Origin of the sequence: Enterobacter cloacae complex sp. P40C2 (genome assembly GCF_014930695.1) — a bacterium.
Taxonomy (GTDB): Bacteria; Pseudomonadota; Gammaproteobacteria; order Enterobacterales; family Enterobacteriaceae; genus Enterobacter; species Enterobacter pasteurii.
In genome coordinates, this window is sequence record NZ_JADBRP010000011.1 from 97,080 (window position 1) to 113,757 (window position 16,678).

Consider the following 16,678-nt stretch of genomic DNA (forward strand, 5'->3'; position numbering starts at 1 on the left):
CTGTGAAGGCGACACCTGAGGAAGCTCAATGAGCGAGAAGTTACAGAAAGTGCTGGCGCGCGCCGGCCACGGTTCACGCCGTGAAATCGAAGCTATTATTGAAGCCGGTCGCGTGAGCGTGGACGGCAAAATTGCCACGCTGGGTGACCGCGTAGAAATCGTACCGGGGCTCAAGATCCGCATCGACGGCCATCTTATCTCCGTAAAAGAATCCGCTGAGCAGATCTGCCGCGTGCTGGCTTACTACAAGCCGGAAGGCGAGCTGTGTACCCGCAACGACCCGGAAGGTCGCCCGACGGTGTTTGACCGTCTGCCTAAGCTGCGCGGCGCTCGCTGGATTGCCGTAGGGCGTCTGGACGTGAACACCTGCGGCCTGCTGCTGTTCACCACCGATGGTGAACTGGCAAACCGTCTGATGCATCCAAGCCGTGAGGTGGAGCGTGAATACGCAGTACGCGTATTCGGCCAGGTTGACGAGAACAAACTGCGCGACCTGTCGCGCGGCGTGCAGCTTGAAGATGGTCCTGCGGCGTTCAAGACCATCAAATTTACCGGTGGTGAAGGCATTAACCAGTGGTACAACGTTACCCTGACCGAGGGGCGTAACCGCGAGGTTCGTCGCCTGTGGGAAGCGGTAGGTGTGCAGGTAAGCCGCCTGATCCGCGTTCGCTATGGCGACATTCTGCTGCCTAAAGGCTTGCCGCGCGGCGGCTATACCGAGCTGGATCTGACGCAAACTAACTACCTGCGCGATCTGGTCGGACTGACGCCAGAAACCACGTCTAAGGTGGCGGTTGAAAAAGATCGTCGTCGCATGAAGGCAAATCAGATCCGCCGTGCGGTGAAGCGTCACAGCCAGGTGAGCAGCAATCGCCGCTCTGGCAGCCGTAATAATAACAACGGTTAATCGAAAAGCCCGGTGAACATACCGGGCTTTTTTCTTTAGTAATCAATCCCGATTTGCGCTTTGATACCCGCATCGAACGCATGTTTAACCGGACGCAGCTCGCTGACGGTATCTGCAAGCTCCAGAATGTCCCGATGGCACCCGCGCCCCGTAACGATCGCCGTCTGATGCGCCGGGCGATTCTTGAGCGCCTCCAGCACGTCCTGTAGCGGCAGGTAGTCATAGGCCACCATATAGGTGATCTCATCCAGCAGCACCATATTCAGCGCCGGGTCGGAAAGCATTCTTTTGGCGTGCTCCCAGACGGCGAGGCAGGCGGCGGTATCCGTTTCCCGGTTCTGGGTGTCCCAGGTAAAGCCGGTCGCCATGACCTGGAACTCGACGCCGTGCGGTTCGAGCAGATTACGCTCACCGTTGGGCCATTCGCCCTTGATAAACTGGATCACGCCTACCTTCTGGCCGTGTCCGACCGCGCGGGCAGCGGTGCCAAATGCGGCGGTGGTTTTTCCCTTGCCGTTACCGGTAAAGACGATGACGATCCCGCGCTCATCCTGTGCGGCCGCCACGCGCGCGTCGACCTGTTCTTTCAGGCGTTGCTGGCGCTGCTGGTGACGTTCTTCACTCATTGCGAAATCCCCGGCTTACGGCCCGGCTGGGCATCAAAGGTCATTCCGGTTTTGCGACGGCTGTCGTCGCCCATCAGCCAAAGATAGAGCGGCATGATATCGGCCGGGGTTTTGAGCTTCTGCGGATCTTCGGTCGGGAACGCGCTGGCGCGCATTTTAGTGCGCGTACCGCCTGGGTTAATACAGTTCACCCGCAGGTGGCGGCTTTGATACTCCTCCGCCAGCACCTGCATCATCCCTTCAGTAGCAAATTTAGAGACAGCGTATGCCCCCCAGTTCGCGCGGCCCTGACGACCCACGCTGGAGGAGGTGAAGACCAGCGAGCCGGAATCTGAGTTAAGTAATAAAGGAAGCAATGCCTGGGTTAGGAAAAACGTTCCGTTGACGTTTACCTGCATCACCTGCTGCCACACCTCGGGATCCTGCTCATCCATCGGGCGCACGTCACCGAGTAGTCCCGCGTTATGCAGGACGCCGTCCAGGCGCGGGTAGTGGGCGCCGATGCGCCGGGCAAGCGCCTGGCATGACGCTGCCGTACAGGTCAGCAGATCCAGGGTATACCAGGGCGTGGGCGTCCCGCTGGCGTCTTCAATTTCCCGCGCGACGGACTTGAGCTTTTCTTCATTGCGTCCGAGCAGAATAAGGCTGGCACCGTATTCGGAGTAGGTCAGGGCAGCTTCGCGACCAATCCCGTCGCTGGCACCGGTAACCAGAATGATACGGTTCTCTAGAAGGTTTTTTTGTGGCTGATAATGCACGGTGACTCCTCAGGTGCAACGGGCGGGACCTGCACCTTTATTTATGACTTTTCGGCTTTATGCCCGAAACAGCGTCAGAATTCAATCAGTCTACCGGACAGAACGCTTGGAAATTAACAATTTGCAAAGATTTAAACCAGAATCGGGGTATTCCTGAAGCCGCCTCGCAGAGGTAATGTCCCGAGCGAGACGCCCAGGCCGGGCTGTTGTACACTGGCGTGAAAGATTCGTGGTTAAATCAAGGTGGAACGCGTGGAGTTACTTTCTCAATATGGGTTGTTTTTGGCCAAAATCGCGACGGTGGTTATTGCTATTGCGGTGATTGCCGTTCTGATTGCCAACCTGACGCAGCGCAAGCGTCAGCGCGGTGAATTACGCATTACCCGCCTGAGTGAGCAGTATCAAGAGATGCAGGAAGAGATGTCGCTGGCGCTGCTGGACGATCATCAGCAGAAGCTGTGGCTGAAAGCGCGCAAGAAAAAACAGAAGCAGGAAGCCAGGGCCGCGAAGGCGAAAGCAAAGCGTGGTGCCCCGCAGGCTGACGCAAAGCCGCGGGTCTATGTGCTCGATTTTAAAGGCAGCATGGACGCGCACGAAGTCTCTTCACTGCGCGAAGAGGTGACGGCGGTGCTTGCCGTAGCCACTGCGCAGGATCAGGTCGTGGTTCGTCTTGAAAGCCCGGGTGGTGTCGTCCATGGGTATGGGCTGGCGGCTTCACAGCTACAGCGCCTGCGGGATAAGCAGATCCCGCTTACTGTAGCCGTGGATAAAGTCGCGGCGAGCGGTGGCTATATGATGGCCTGCGTCGCGGACAAAATCGTTGCAGCACCTTTCTCCATTATCGGCTCGATTGGCGTGGTCGCGCAGATCCCTAACTTCAATCGTTTCCTGAAAAATAAAGAGATTGATATTGAGCTGCACACCGCGGGTCAGTACAAACGCACGCTGACGCTGCTTGGTGAAAACACAGAAGAGGGACGGCAGAAATTCCGTGAGGATCTGAACGAAACCCATCATCTGTTCAAAGACTTTGTGCACCGTATGCGCCCTACGCTTGATATTGAGCAGGTGGCAACGGGTGAACACTGGTACGGCACCCAGGCGCAGGAGAAAGGGCTGGTGGATGACGTTGGCACCAGTGACGATCTGCTGCTCAACCTGATGGAAGGCCGCGAGCTGGTAGGGGTACGTTTTACCCAGCGCAAGCGCCTTTTGGACCGCTTTACCAATAGCGCGGCAGAAAGCGCGGATCGCCTGCTGCTGCGCTGGCTCCAGCGGGGCCAAAAGCCGCTGCTGTAAAGAAAAACGCGAGGCATTTGCCTCGCGTTTTTGTCTTAATCGACCAGGTGATACTTCTCTGAGAGCGCATGCGCCAGGTACTTAAACATGTTAAATACGGCGGTGCTTTTCGGGGTGGGCAGCCCTTGTTCATCAAGGAAGTATTCACCGCTGAACACCAGCACGCCATTACGTTGTTCTACGCCAGTCGCTTCGATCCCTGCCAGGGTATCCTCATGGTCTCGAATGAGTTTGTTTGCTTCGATAAGCAGAGAAGCTCGGTCAATGGGTTGGGTTGTATTCTGCATATTCCACTCCTTAAACAGTGACAATAGTCTACGCCTGGGGCGCTTCAGGGGCAAATTTTCCCTGTTATCAGAGGGGATAAGGAACCGGCGGCTTGCTGGCGGGATTTGCTTTTGCATGCTAATAAAGTTGCGTAACGAATTTTATCAGGTACAGTGTGCGCTTTCGTCATTCTGGCAACAGAATTGCTTGACATTCGACCGGGAATTCGTCACGAATGAATAGTGATGTGAGAAAAATACCCGATAACTCAATGACCTGGATGTCGCCATTCTGACGTTCGGTAAGACATAGGGGTTGATATCCCCTGACGCCGTCGCAATATCAATGGCTCGTCGTCAGCGGAAGGGAAATCAACGTGCGGCGTATTCCTGGAAGAATTAAATTAGGTAAAGGTGAATATGGGTAAAGCTCTCGTCATCGTTGAGTCCCCGGCAAAAGCCAAAACGATCAATAAATATCTGGGCAATGACTACGTGGTTAAGTCCAGCGTTGGTCACATCCGCGATTTGCCGACCAGTGGCTCAGCCAGCAAAAAGAGCGCAGACTCTACCTCCACCAAAGGGGCTAAAAAGCCTAAAAAGGATGAACGTAGCGCGCTTGTCAACCGCATGGGTGTTAACCCATGGCACAACTGGGATGCACAATATGAAGTGCTGCCAGGCAAAGAGAAAGTCGTTAACGAGCTGAAGCAGCTGGCTGAAAAAGCCGACCACATCTATCTCGCAACCGACCTTGACCGCGAAGGGGAAGCCATCGCATGGCACCTGCGGGAAGTGATCGGCGGAGACGACAAACGCTACAGCCGTGTAGTGTTTAACGAAATTACAAAGAATGCGATTCGTCAGGCGTTTGAAAAGCCGGGTGAACTGAATATCGACCGTGTCAACGCTCAGCAGGCGCGTCGCTTTATGGACCGCGTTGTGGGCTACATGGTCTCGCCGCTGCTGTGGAAAAAGGTCGCTCGCGGTCTTTCAGCAGGGCGCGTACAGTCCGTTGCCGTGCGCCTTGTCGTGGAGCGCGAACGCGAAATCAAAGCGTTCGTTCCGGAAGAGTTCTGGGAAGTGGATGCGAATGTCACCACGCCGGGCGGCGATGCGCTGCCCCTGCAGGTGAGCCACCACAACGACAAGCCGTTCCGTCCTGAAAACCGCGACCAGACAATGGCCGCCGTGGCGCTGCTGGAAAAAGCGCGTTATCAGGTTCTGGATCGTGAAGATAAACCGACCAGCAGCAAGCCTGGCGCGCCGTTTATTACGTCTACCCTTCAGCAGGCTGCCAGCACGCGTCTGGGCTATGGCGTGAAGAAGACCATGATGATGGCCCAGCGTCTGTATGAAGCGGGTTACATCACCTATATGCGTACTGACTCAACCAACCTGAGCCAGGATGCTGTCAACATGGTGCGCGGCTACATTGGCGACAACTTCGGTAAAAAATACTTGCCGGAAAGCCCTAATCAGTACGCCAGCAAGGAGAATTCTCAGGAAGCGCACGAGGCGATTCGTCCTTCTGACGTTTCCGTACTGGCTGAATCCCTGAAAGATATGGAAGCGGATGCGCAGAAGCTTTATCAGCTGATCTGGCGCCAGTTCGTGGCCTGCCAGATGACGCCTGCTAAATACGACTCCACCACCCTGACCGTCGGTGCAGGTGATTTCCGCCTGAAGGCTCGCGGCCGTATTCTGCGTTTCGACGGCTGGACAAAAGTAATGCCCGCGCTGCGTAAAGGGGATGAAGACCGAACGCTGCCGTCCGTCAATAAAGGTGACGAGCTGTCGCTGGTCGATCTCGTTCCGGCTCAGCACTTCACCAAGCCGCCTGCGCGCTTCAGCGAAGCGTCGCTGGTGAAAGAGCTGGAAAAACGCGGTATTGGCCGTCCGTCCACCTACGCGTCAATCATCTCGACCATTCAGGATCGCGGTTACGTTCGCGTCGAGAACCGTCGTTTCTATGCCGAAAAAATGGGCGAGATCGTCACTGACCGGCTGGAAGCTAACTTCCGTGAACTGATGAACTACGACTTCACCGCGCAGATGGAGGACAGCCTTGACGAGGTTGCCAGCCACAAGGCCGAGTGGAAAAAGGTTCTCGACAGCTTCTTCAGCGATTTTACCAACCAGCTTGAGAAAGCCGAGAAAGATCCTGAAGAGGGCGGCATGCTGCCTAACCAGATGGTTCTGACCAGCATCGACTGCCCGACCTGTGGCCGTAAGATGGGCATTCGCACCGCCACCACGGGCGTGTTCCTCGGCTGCTCCGGGTACGCGCTGTCCCCGAAAGAGCGTTGCAAAACCACTATCAACCTCGTGCCGGAGAACGAAGTTCTCAACGTGCTGGAAGGGGATGATGCGGAAACCAACGCGCTTCGCGCTAAGCGCCGCTGCAAGAAATGCGGCACGGCGATGGACAGCTACCTGATCGATCCGAAACGTAAGCTGCACGTCTGCGGTAATAACCCGACCTGCGACGGTTACGAGATTGAAGAGGGCGAGTTCCGCATTAAAGGCTACGATGGCCCAATCGTCGAGTGTGAGAAATGTGGTTCCGAAATGCACCTGAAAATGGGACGCTTCGGCAAGTACATGGCGTGCACCAACGACGACTGTAAAAACACGCGCAAGATCCTGCGTAACGGTGAAGTCGCACCGCCGAAGGAAGATCCGGTTCCGCTTCCGGAGCTGCCGTGTGAGAAGTCGGACGCCTACTTCGTGCTGCGTGACGGCGCTGCCGGGGTATTCCTCGCGGCCAATACTTTCCCGAAATCACGTGAAACGCGCGCGCCGCTGGTAGAAGAGCTTTACCGCTTCCGCGACCGCCTGCCGGAAAAACTGCGCTACCTGGCCGATGCGCCGCAGCAGGATCCGGAAGGCAATAAAACCGTGGTGCGTTTTAGCCGTAAAACGAAGCAGCAGTACGTGGCGGCGGAGAAAGAGGGTAAAGCGACCGGCTGGTCAGCCTTCTTTGTTGACGGCAAATGGGTTGAAGGCAAGAAATAATCTTCCCTTACCGTAACTTACCTGTGAAAGGGCCGGACTTCCGGCCCTTTTTTATTACCACGTTATTATTTTTTGTTCCGTACTATACAGCCTGGCTATAAATGATATAGTGGTTATAGTTAACCCGTTTCTTATTATCAAATCGTCTTAAGCGATGGACGCATGCGCTAAATCGGATGGTCAGGCATGAAATTACAGCAGCTTCGCTATATCGTTGAGGTCGTCAATCACAACCTCAATGTCTCTTCCACCGCAGAAGGTCTTTATACCTCCCAGCCCGGCATCAGTAAGCAGGTGCGTATGCTGGAGGATGAGTTAGGTATTCAGATTTTTGCCCGCAGCGGTAAACATCTGACGCAGGTCACGCCGGCGGGACAGGAAATCATCCGTATTGCACGGGAAGTGCTTTCCAAAGTGGACGCTATTAAATCCGTCGCGGGGGAGCATACCTGGCCCGATAAAGGCTCCCTGTATATTGCCACCACGCATACGCAGGCGCGATATGCGCTTCCCGGCGTAATTAAAGGTTTTATCGAACGCTATCCCCGCGTTTCGCTGCATATGCATCAGGGCTCGCCGACGCAAATCGCCGAAGCCGTCTCAAAAGGCAATGCGGATTTTGCCATCGCAACGGAAGCCCTTCACCTGTACGACGACCTGGTGATGCTGCCGTGCTATCACTGGAACCGCTCAATTGTCGTAACGCCCGACCATCCGCTGGCGGGGAAGGGGGAAGTGACTATAGAAGAGCTGGCGCAATATCCGCTGGTCACCTATACGTTTGGCTTCACGGGCCGTTCTGAGCTTGATACCGCCTTCAACCGCGCGGGTTTAACACCGCGCATTGTCTTTACCGCGACGGATGCGGACGTGATTAAAACCTACGTTCGACTCGGGCTTGGCGTTGGGGTAATTGCGAGCATGGCGGTGGATCCGGTCTCCGATCCGGACCTGGTGCGCCTGGACGCGCATGATATTTTCAGCCACAGCACCACCAAGATAGGTTTTCGTCGCAGCACCTTCCTGCGCAGCTATATGTATGACTTTATTCAACGCTTCGCGCCGCATCTTACGCGCGACGTGGTGGATACGGCAGTGGCCCTGCGCTCCAACGAAGACATCGAAGAGATGTTTAAAGACATTAAGCTCCCCGCCAAATAATCACATCCGGTATCTTTCTCCTGCGGAAAGATACCGAATTTACCCCGCAAATCTGAATTAGAATTATCATCATCTGCGTCACCGTCATATATCGTCATAATCCATTTAATGACTAAGGTTTTACTGTCGCAAATTTGCGACAAAAGTAGAAAGTAATTTACAGGTGTGCAAATTATTCTTTTCAATTATTTATTTCTGGTCAAAAGATTGAATATTCCTGGACGCAGATGCGTAAATTCACTGGCTTTTCGGCTAAAGTTTCTTTAGGATTTATCTCATCAGATGATTACTTGTGCCAATTGTTTGGTCTCTAAATGATAAGCGATATCGATTGTATGAGGTTAGCAATGCCGTCAGGAAGTGAAGAACCGCAAAGGGATCCCGCGCTTAAGCGTAAAGCCTGGCTGGCGGTCTTTCTTGGCTCTGCCCTGTTTTGGGTGGTGGTTGCGCTTCTTGTCTGGAAATACTGGGGTTGAATATGGCCATAACGGTGCGTACAGAAGCGATAAAAGAGATGTGTCAGCTGCGTGACAATGCTCACAAAGCGCGCAAGGCGCCAGCAACCAGCGTGCCGGCCTCGTGGAAACTGACGCCGCAACAGCAGGCCTTTATTGATGTGTTCGCGGAAGACGAACCCAAAAGACAATAATTTAGTATTTTGCGTAACGATGCAAATAGTCTGAATAAAGACTCTGCACTTTTGTACTCTTTAATAAATACACATCAGCAATATAGACCGAGGGCAGACCTCGCCATGTTTAATAAATAAAGTCTGGTGTCCCTATGATGAATAACATGACAACCTTAAAATACTGGTCGTGGCTCGGCGTATTCTCGGCGTCGATCCTCTTCTGGTGTCAGCTCATCTGGCTGGCTCTCCACTAAATCGTAAAACCTCGCCACGGCGGGGTTTTTTGTTTTATCCCGCGCCCTGGAGCATTCCGAAATTTATCAATTCGGGTTGTTATCAAAACGTTACGACATCTTTGTGTTATCTTTAATTACAGCCCTGATGATTGTCAGGACATCCCTGTTTTTATGGAGGAGCTTATGTCGTTAACCCTACGCGAAGCCAGTAAGGACACATTACAGGCGGAAAATAAAACCTGGCACTACTACAGCTTACCGCTGGCAGCCAGAACGCTTGGGGACATTTCGCGGTTACCCAAGTCGTTGAAAGTCTTACTGGAAAACCTTTTACGCTGGCAGGATGGCGACTCGGTTACCGAGGAGGATATCCATGCTCTGGCAGGGTGGCTAAAGAATGCTCACGCAGACAGAGAGATAGCCTATCGCCCGGCAAGGGTGTTAATGCAGGATTTCACCGGCGTGCCGGCGGTGGTTGATCTGGCCGCCATGCGTGAAGCCGTTAAGCGTCTCGGGGGCGATACCGCGAAGGTTAACCCGCTCTCTCCGGTGGATCTTGTCATCGACCACTCGGTGACCGTGGATCGCTTCGGCGACGACGATGCGTTCGGCGAAAACGTCCGTCTGGAGATGGAGCGTAACCATGAACGCTACGTATTCCTTAAATGGGGTCAGCAGGCGTTCAGCCGCTTCAGCGTGGTGCCGCCGGGAACCGGCATTTGCCACCAGGTTAACCTCGAATATCTCGGCAAAGCCGTCTGGAGTGAGCTGCAGGATAAAGCGTGGGTGGCCTACCCGGATACGCTGGTAGGCACCGATTCTCACACTACCATGATCAACGGCCTCGGCGTTCTGGGCTGGGGCGTCGGCGGGATTGAAGCGGAGGCGGCCATGCTTGGCCAGCCGGTATCCATGCTCATTCCGGATGTGGTGGGCTTTAAGCTGACCGGTAAATTATCCGAAGGCATTACCGCCACGGACCTGGTGCTTACGGTCACGCAAATGCTGCGCAAGCACGGCGTGGTGGGCAAATTCGTTGAGTTTTACGGCGATGGACTGGACTCATTACCGCTGGCGGACCGTGCCACCATCGCTAACATGGCGCCCGAATACGGCGCGACCTGCGGCTTCTTCCCGATTGATAGCGTTACGCTGGAGTATATGCGACTCAGCGGCCGCAGCGAGGAGCAGGTTGCCCTCGTCGAGGCCTATACCAAAGCGCAGGGCATGTGGCGTAACCCGGGTGACGAACCGGTATTTACCAGCACGCTTGAACTGGATATGGGCACCGTTGAGGCAAGCCTCGCAGGGCCAAAACGTCCTCAGGACCGCGTCGCCTTAAGCAACGTTCCGGCTGCCTTTGCCGCCAGCAACGAGCTGGAGGTGAATACGGCGCAAAAAGATCGCCGTCCGGTCGACTATGTTCTGAACGGTCATCAGTATCAGCTTCCTGACGGCGCGGTGGTGATCGCCGCCATCACGTCCTGCACCAATACCTCCAACCCGAGCGTGCTAATGGCAGCCGGGCTGCTGGCTAAAAAAGCGGTAGAGCTGGGGCTCAAGCCGCAGCCGTGGGTCAAGGCCTCTCTGGCGCCGGGTTCGAAAGTGGTTTCTGATTATCTGGCCCAGGCACGACTCACGCCTTACCTGGACGAGCTGGGCTTTAACCTTGTGGGCTACGGCTGCACGACCTGCATCGGTAACTCCGGCCCGCTGCCTGAACCCATTGAAGTGGCGATCAGGCAGGGCGATCTGACCGTTGGCGCGGTGCTTTCCGGTAACCGTAACTTCGAAGGCCGTATTCATCCGCTGGTGAAGACCAACTGGCTGGCCTCGCCGCCGCTGGTGGTGGCGTATGCCCTGGCCGGGAACATGAATATTAACCTGGCGACCGATCCGATTGGGCACGATCGCAAGAATGAACCGGTATACCTGAAGGACATCTGGCCTTCGTCGCGTGAAATTGCGCGCGCGGTAGAGAAAGTTTCCACCGAGATGTTCCGCAAGGAATATGCCGAAGTCTTTGAAGGTACGCCGGAATGGAAATCGATCGACGTCGTTGGCTCTGACACCTATGGCTGGCAGGACGATTCCACCTATATCCGCCTGTCGCCGTTCTTCGACGAGATGCTGGCAGAGCCCGCGCCGCTGAAGGACATTCACGGTGCGCGCATTCTGGCGATGCTGGGGGATTCCGTCACGACCGACCATATCTCACCGGCCGGGAGCATCAAGGCGGACAGCCCTGCGGGGCGTTATCTGCAAAGCCGTGGGGTGGAACGCCGCGATTTTAACTCCTACGGCTCGCGTCGCGGAAATCACGAAGTCATGATGCGCGGCACGTTTGCCAACATCCGCATTCGAAACGAAATGGTGCCGGGCGTGGAAGGGGGCATGACGCGCCATCTGCCGGATACGGAGGTCATCTCGATTTATGATGCTGCCGTGAAGTATCAGCAGGAGGGAACGCCGCTGGCGGTCATTGCCGGGAAAGAGTACGGCTCCGGCTCCAGCCGCGACTGGGCTGCGAAGGGTCCGCGCCTGCTCGGGGTTCGCGTGGTCATTGCCGAATCGTTTGAACGTATTCACCGTTCAAACCTGATCGGGATGGGGATCCTGCCGCTGGAGTTTCCGCAGGGCGTGACGCGTAAAACGCTGGGTCTGACCGGGGAAGAGCAGATCGATATCAGCGGTCTGCAACAGCTGCAACCGGGTAAAACGGTGCCGGTGAAGTTAACGCGCGCAGACGGTCAAACGGAAGTGCTGGACTGTCGTTGTCGTATTGATACGGCAACAGAGCTGACCTACTACCAGAACGACGGCATTTTGCATTATGTGATTCGTAAGATGCTGGACTGATAAAAGACGCCCGGCACGCGTGCCGGGCATTTTGCGATTACTCGCTCAGCAGATGGCCCATCTTGGCGGCTTTGGTATCGAGGTAGTGTGCATTTTTCGGGTTGCGACCTACAATCAGCGGCACGCGCTCAACGATATTGATGCCCGCTTCAGTAAGGATCTCAACCTTCTTCGGGTTATTGGTCAACAGACGCACTTCGTCCACGCCCAGCAGCTTGAACATATCTGCACACAGGGTGAAATCGCGCTCGTCAGCCGCAAAGCCTAACTGATGATTGGCTTCAACCGTATCGTAGCCCTGATCCTGCAACGCATAGGCGCGGATTTTATTCAGCAGGCCAATGTTACGCCCTTCCTGGCGGTGATACAGCAGCACGCCGCGGCCTTCCTCTGCGATATGAGAAAGGGCAGCTTCAAGCTGGAAGCCGCAGTCGCAGCGCAGGCTGAACAGCGCGTCACCGGTAAGACACTCTGAATGAACGCGGGACAGTACCGGCGTCTGCCCTGAAATGTCGCCGAATACCAGGGCGACGTGATCCTGCCCGGTTGCCAGTTCTTCAAAACCCACCATCAGGAAATCGCCCCATGGGGTTGGCAGTTTGGCTTCTGCCACACGTTTAAGCTGCATGTGATTCTCCAGACCAGGCTGACACGTTTCGTGTCCTTGCCCCGTTTTACTTTCTGTATTCGACTATTTTGCCACAAGCCCGGCAACTTCACCTAATCACCACCACCCTATATGAACGTTAAACGCACGATCCGACATATCCACCAGAAAGATGAAATTCAGTTATGATTGTGGTGCTTAGTGAAAAAGGAGAGGACATGCTTTCAATCGCCAGACGCACGGCCGCCGGCGCCGCCGTATTGCTTGTTATACCCCTGGTTGTGTGGTTTTCCGGCTGGACATGGCAGCCCGGACAAAACGAGACGTGGCTGAAAACCTTATACTGGATAACCGAGACGGTCACCCAGCCGTGGGGGATTATTACGCACGTGCTTCTCTGTGGCTGGTTTCTGTGGTGCCTGCGCTTTCGCCTGCGCGCGGCGCTGGTGCTGTTTGCCATTCTCGCCGGCGCTATTCTTGTCGGGCAGGGGGTGAAGTCGTGGGTAAAAGATCGCGTGCAGGAACCCCGTCCCTTCGTCGTCTGGCTGGAAAAAACACACCATGTTCCCGTGGATGAGTTCTACAATTTAAAGCGTAAAGATCGCGGGGCGCTGGTGAAAGAACAGCTTGCGGAACAGCAGGATATTCCGACCTTTTTACGCAAACACTGGCAAAAAGAGACCGGTTTTGCGTTTCCTTCCGGGCACACGATGTTTGCCGCCAGCTGGGCATTGCTTGGCGTAGGGCTTTTATGGCCGCGCCGACGCACCTTAACCATTGCGTTGTTGCTGGTGTGGGCCACGGGCGTAATGGGTAGCCGGATGCTGCTGGGAATGCACTGGCCGCGTGATTTGGTGGTCGCAACGCTGATCTCGTGGGTACTGGTGACGCTGGCGACGTGGCTTGCTCAACGTTTTTGTGGGCCACTGACGCCGCCGCCGGAAGAGAAGGAAGAAATAGCCGAAAGGGAGTCAGGCGGAACCTAAAGCTTGATTTTCCGCATTTAGACCCTAAATCCATGAAGGGCGCGTTACTTTTTCCGTTTCGCGCCCGCCACTAAAATGGTAGCTTATAAGGCTGATTGCAGTGAGTTGAACACGCTTTATACGCTCGAACCACATAACGGGAAGTCATGTGAAATATTTACTCATTTTCTTACTGGTGTTGGCGATTTTTGTCATTTCAGTCACATTGGGCGCGCAAAACGATCAACAGGTAAGCTTCAACTATCTGCTGGCGCAGGGCGAGTACCGGGTGTCGAGCCTGCTGGCAGTATTATTCGCGGCGGGATTTGTCATAGGTTGGCTCGTATGTGGCCTGTTCTGGCTTAAGGTTCGTGTTTCTCTTGTTCGCGCTGAACGTAAAATTAAACGACTTGAACATCAACTTGCGCCTGCGTCTGACATTCCGGCGAGCTCTGGTGTGCCGGTAGTCAAGGAATAATCGAATATGCTGGAGTTGTTGTTTCTGCTTTTGCCTGTCGCCGCAGCCTATGGCTGGTATATGGGCCGCAGAAGCGCGCAACAAACAAAACAGGATGAAGCAAACCGACTCTCCCGCGACTACGTTGCGGGGGTGAACTTCCTGCTGAGCAACCAGCAGGACAAAGCGGTAGATCTGTTCCTCGACATGCTTAAAGAGGATACCGGCACCGTAGAGGCACACCTCACCCTGGGAAACCTTTTCCGCTCGCGCGGAGAGGTTGACCGCGCCATTCGCATACACCAGACCCTGATGGAAAGCGCCTCGTTGACCTATGAGCAACGATTGCTGGCCGTGCAGCAGCTGGGGCGGGACTACATGGCCGCGGGACTTTACGATCGCGCCGAAGATATGTTCACCCAGCTGGTGGATGAGACGGACTTCCGTATCGGTGCGCTTCAGCAGCTTCTGCAAATCTACCAGGCCACCAGCGACTGGCAAAAAGCGATCGATACGGCAGAACGTCTGGTGAAGCTCGGCAAAGACAAACAGCGCGTCGAGATTGCCCACTTTTACTGCGAGCTGGCCCTCCAGCAAATGGGCAGCGATGACATGGACAAAGCCATGGCGTTGCTTAAAAAAGGCGCGGCAGCCGATCGCAACAGCGCTCGCATCTCAATCATGATGGGGCGGGTCTTTATGGCAAACGGGGATTACGCCAAAGCCGTGGAAAGCCTGCTTCGCGTTATCGATCAGGACAAAGAACTGGTCAGCGAAACGCTGGAGATGCTGCAAACCTGCTATCAGCAGCTGGGCAAGCAGGACGAGTGGGTCGCGTTTCTGCGCCGCTGCGTAGAGGAGAATACCGGGGCCACGGCCGAGCTGATGCTCTCCGATGTCGTTGAGCAGCACGAAGGCAGTGAAACCGCTCAGGTCTACATTACGCGCCAGCTGCAGCGCCATCCTACAATGCGCGTGTTCCACAAGCTGATGGACTACCACCTCAATGAGGCAGAGGAAGGGCGCGCCAAAGAGAGCCTGATGGTGCTGCGAGACATGGTGGGCGAGCAGGTGCGGAGCAAACCGCGCTACCGCTGCCAGAAATGCGGTTTCACCGCTTACTCGCTCTACTGGCACTGTCCGTCGTGCCGCGCGTGGTCCACCATTAAGCCAATTCGTGGTCTGGACGGGCAGTAATTTTTTAAAACACCACACTTTAGTTACAACATACTAATATTTTTGGATAAGCCAGCCAGCACGGTGCGGTCTGTCGTTCAGCAGGAAAGACATTCGATTCTGTTCATTTCCGCCGATGGCAGGTAGAATGCACGCCGTTTATCTGTTCCGCGCCGCTGCGCGCCCATAGACGAAAAGGGCTGGTCATGACGTCTGTTACTTCCTCTACTTCCCGCGTAGTTACCGATTCTCCTGTTGTCGTTGCTCTGGATTACAATAACCGTGACGCCGCGCTGGCCTTTGTTGATGGCATTGATCCTCGCGATTGCCGTCTTAAAGTCGGCAAAGAGATGTTCACGCTGTTCGGGCCGCAACTCGTCCGCGATTTGCACCAGCGCGGTTTTGACGTTTTCCTCGACCTGAAATTCCACGATATTCCCAATACCACCGCGCACGCCGTTGCCGCGGCGGCTGACCTGGGCGTGTGGATGGTAAACGTGCACGCTTCCGGTGGGGCACGCATGATGACGGCCGCGCGCGAAGCGCTGCTGCCGTTTGGCAAAGAGGCGCCACTTCTGATTGCCGTCACCGTGCTGACCAGCATGGATGAAACCGACCTCCGAGATCTGGGAGTGACGTTGTCACCAGCAGAGCATGCGGAGCGTCTTGCGCGTCTGACGCAAAGCTGCGGACTTGATGGAGTGGTCTGCTCCGCCCAGGAAGCGGAGCGTTTTAAATCCGCCTTAGGCCACGAATTTAAGCTGGTTACGCCGGGTATTCGTCCTGCGGGCAGCGAGTCAGGGGATCAGCGTCGCATCATGACGCCGGAGCAGGCCCTGAGCGCGGGTGTAGACTATATGGTGATTGGTCGTCCGGTAACGCAATCTGCTAACCCGGCAGAAACGCTGAAAGCGATTAATGCATCGCTGAAAAAGGGGGCATAATGGGTGACGCCAACAGTCGTCTGGTCTATTCAACTGATACCGGACGCATCGACGAGCCAAAAGAAAAAGCTGAGCGCCCCAGGGGCGACGGTATTGTCCGTATACAGCGCCAGACCAGCGGCAGAAAGGGTAAAGGCGTATGCCTGATTACCGGCGTCGATCTGGACGATGTGGAACTGGCAAAACTTGCCGCAGAGCTTAAAAAGAAATGCGGATGCGGTGGGGCGGTCAAGGATGGCATTATCGAGATTCAGGGCGATAAGCGCGACGTAATTAAATCGCTTCTGGAAGCCAAAGGGATGAAGGTCAAGCTGGCGGGCGGTTAAAATAAATGAGCCACGGACAATGCCGTGGCTCTTTTTTTACGTGCGTAAGTCAGATCTGAAAATACAAAATATATTATTTTACCGGTGAGAGCCGTTATGGTGATTATTTGCCCACCTGGTGACCGATAATACCACCTACGGCAGCACCACCTAATGTACCCAGCGTACTACCATCCGTTAATACTGCACCACCAAGAGCACCAGCACCGGCGCCAATCGCGGTGTTACGGTCACGTTTAGACCAGTTAGAGCAAGCGCTCAGGGACATTGCTACAGTGATTGCCAGAACAGCGGCGGCTAATTTTTTGCTGGTAAAGGTCATAATACTTTCTCCTGAATTATCGATTCACGGAAAGAAATGCTATTTAAGTATAGACAATATTTATACTTAAATTCCGTTCCCGTGAAAGCTGGTCGCGCAGGCGTTTCATCATCACGCAGG

Annotated in this window: 18 protein-coding genes; 13 read left to right on the forward strand and 5 right to left on the reverse strand. The window is 55.0% G+C overall.

Annotated elements, in window-relative coordinates; genetic code table 11:
• Positions 1-28 precede the first annotated feature (28 nt).
• The gene (gene rluB / locus IM304_RS18040) at positions 29-907 is read left to right on the forward strand and encodes a 23S rRNA pseudouridine(2605) synthase RluB (protein WP_148419661.1); all 879 of its coding nucleotides are present in this window, start codon (positions 29-31) and stop codon (positions 905-907) included.
• Between the two features lie 35 nt (positions 908-942).
• Here rluB and cobO read toward each other — a convergent pair whose 3' ends face one another.
• Positions 943-1,533 carry a cob(I)yrinic acid a,c-diamide adenosyltransferase gene (cobO, locus tag IM304_RS18045; protein ID WP_193355301.1) on the reverse strand — a complete coding sequence of 197 codons (591 nt, stop codon included), beginning with the start codon at positions 1,531-1,533 and terminating at the stop codon, positions 943-945.
• Positions 1,530-2,291 (reverse strand): YciK family oxidoreductase, encoded by a 762-nt coding sequence (locus IM304_RS18050; RefSeq protein WP_193355300.1) that lies wholly within the window; start codon positions 2,289-2,291, stop codon positions 1,530-1,532. The genes cobO and IM304_RS18050 overlap by 4 nt, the downstream gene beginning before the upstream one ends.
• A 252-nt stretch (positions 2,292-2,543) precedes the next feature.
• Here IM304_RS18050 and sohB point away from each other — a divergent pair, with 252 nt between their 5' ends.
• Positions 2,544-3,590 carry a protease SohB gene (gene sohB / locus IM304_RS18055; RefSeq protein ID WP_176610159.1) on the forward strand — a complete coding sequence of 349 codons (1,047 nt, stop codon included), beginning with the start codon at positions 2,544-2,546 and terminating at the stop codon, positions 3,588-3,590.
• A 35-nt stretch (positions 3,591-3,625) separates the two neighbouring features.
• Here sohB and IM304_RS18060 read toward each other — a convergent pair whose 3' ends face one another.
• A complete protein-coding gene (locus tag IM304_RS18060; RefSeq protein WP_080329314.1) occupies positions 3,626-3,877 on the reverse strand; it encodes a YciN family protein in 252 nt (83 codons plus the stop codon).
• Positions 3,878-4,276: 399 nt separating this feature from the next.
• Here IM304_RS18060 and topA point away from each other — a divergent pair, with 399 nt between their 5' ends.
• From topA to acnA, 6 genes are all read left to right on the forward strand, one after another.
• A complete protein-coding gene (gene topA / locus IM304_RS18065; protein ID WP_148419665.1) occupies positions 4,277-6,874 on the forward strand; it encodes a type I DNA topoisomerase in 2,598 nt (865 codons plus the stop codon).
• Between the two features lie 186 nt (positions 6,875-7,060).
• The gene (gene cysB / locus IM304_RS18070; RefSeq protein ID WP_006810844.1) at positions 7,061-8,035 is read left to right on the forward strand and encodes an HTH-type transcriptional regulator CysB; all 975 of its coding nucleotides are present in this window, start codon (positions 7,061-7,063) and stop codon (positions 8,033-8,035) included.
• A gap of 335 nt (positions 8,036-8,370) precedes the next feature.
• Positions 8,371-8,511, forward strand: a complete 141-nt coding sequence (locus IM304_RS18075) for a YmiA family putative membrane protein (protein ID WP_096168876.1) — start codon at positions 8,371-8,373, stop codon at positions 8,509-8,511.
• A gap of 2 nt (positions 8,512-8,513) precedes the next feature.
• Entirely contained in the window at positions 8,514-8,684 is a 171-nt protein-coding gene (locus tag IM304_RS18080; protein ID WP_193355299.1) for a hypothetical protein, read from the forward strand.
• Between the two features lie 137 nt (positions 8,685-8,821).
• Positions 8,822-8,920 carry a small membrane protein YmiC gene (gene ymiC, locus IM304_RS22350; RefSeq protein ID WP_227009597.1) on the forward strand — a complete coding sequence of 33 codons (99 nt, stop codon included), beginning with the start codon at positions 8,822-8,824 and terminating at the stop codon, positions 8,918-8,920.
• A 165-nt stretch (positions 8,921-9,085) separates the two neighbouring features.
• On the forward strand, positions 9,086-11,761 hold the full coding sequence (acnA, locus tag IM304_RS18085) for an aconitate hydratase AcnA (protein ID WP_193355298.1): 2,676 nt from the start codon (positions 9,086-9,088) through the stop codon (positions 11,759-11,761).
• A gap of 37 nt (positions 11,762-11,798) precedes the next feature.
• On the opposite strand, the gene ribA is transcribed toward acnA, so the two are convergent.
• Complete coding sequence (gene ribA / locus IM304_RS18090) at positions 11,799-12,389, reverse strand: GTP cyclohydrolase II (protein WP_003856813.1); 591 nt, start codon at positions 12,387-12,389, stop codon at positions 11,799-11,801.
• A gap of 197 nt (positions 12,390-12,586) precedes the next feature.
• Here ribA and pgpB point away from each other — a divergent pair, with 197 nt between their 5' ends.
• The 5 genes from pgpB to yciH all read left to right on the forward strand — a co-directional run bounded on the left by pgpB (position 12,587) and on the right by yciH (position 16,236).
• On the forward strand, positions 12,587-13,354 hold the full coding sequence (gene pgpB / locus IM304_RS18095) for a phosphatidylglycerophosphatase B (protein WP_176610164.1): 768 nt from the start codon (positions 12,587-12,589) through the stop codon (positions 13,352-13,354).
• 148 nt (positions 13,355-13,502) lie between these two features.
• Positions 13,503-13,811, forward strand: coding sequence for a LapA family protein (locus IM304_RS18100; protein WP_148419668.1), 309 nt, complete (start codon positions 13,503-13,505; stop codon positions 13,809-13,811).
• A gap of 6 nt (positions 13,812-13,817) precedes the next feature.
• Complete coding sequence (gene lapB / locus IM304_RS18105; RefSeq protein ID WP_148419669.1) at positions 13,818-14,987, forward strand: lipopolysaccharide assembly protein LapB; 1,170 nt, start codon at positions 13,818-13,820, stop codon at positions 14,985-14,987.
• Between the two features lie 185 nt (positions 14,988-15,172).
• Positions 15,173-15,910 carry an orotidine-5'-phosphate decarboxylase gene (pyrF, locus tag IM304_RS18110; protein WP_193355297.1) on the forward strand — a complete coding sequence of 246 codons (738 nt, stop codon included), beginning with the start codon at positions 15,173-15,175 and terminating at the stop codon, positions 15,908-15,910.
• Positions 15,910-16,236 (forward strand): stress response translation initiation inhibitor YciH, encoded by a 327-nt coding sequence (gene yciH / locus IM304_RS18115; RefSeq protein WP_193355296.1) that lies wholly within the window; start codon positions 15,910-15,912, stop codon positions 16,234-16,236. Before pyrF ends, yciH begins: the two co-directional genes overlap by 1 nt.
• 103 nt (positions 16,237-16,339) lie before the next feature.
• Here yciH and osmB read toward each other — a convergent pair whose 3' ends face one another.
• Positions 16,340-16,558 (reverse strand): osmotically-inducible lipoprotein OsmB, encoded by a 219-nt coding sequence (osmB, locus tag IM304_RS18120; RefSeq protein WP_003856823.1) that lies wholly within the window; start codon positions 16,556-16,558, stop codon positions 16,340-16,342.
• Positions 16,559-16,678: the final 120 nt, after the last annotated feature.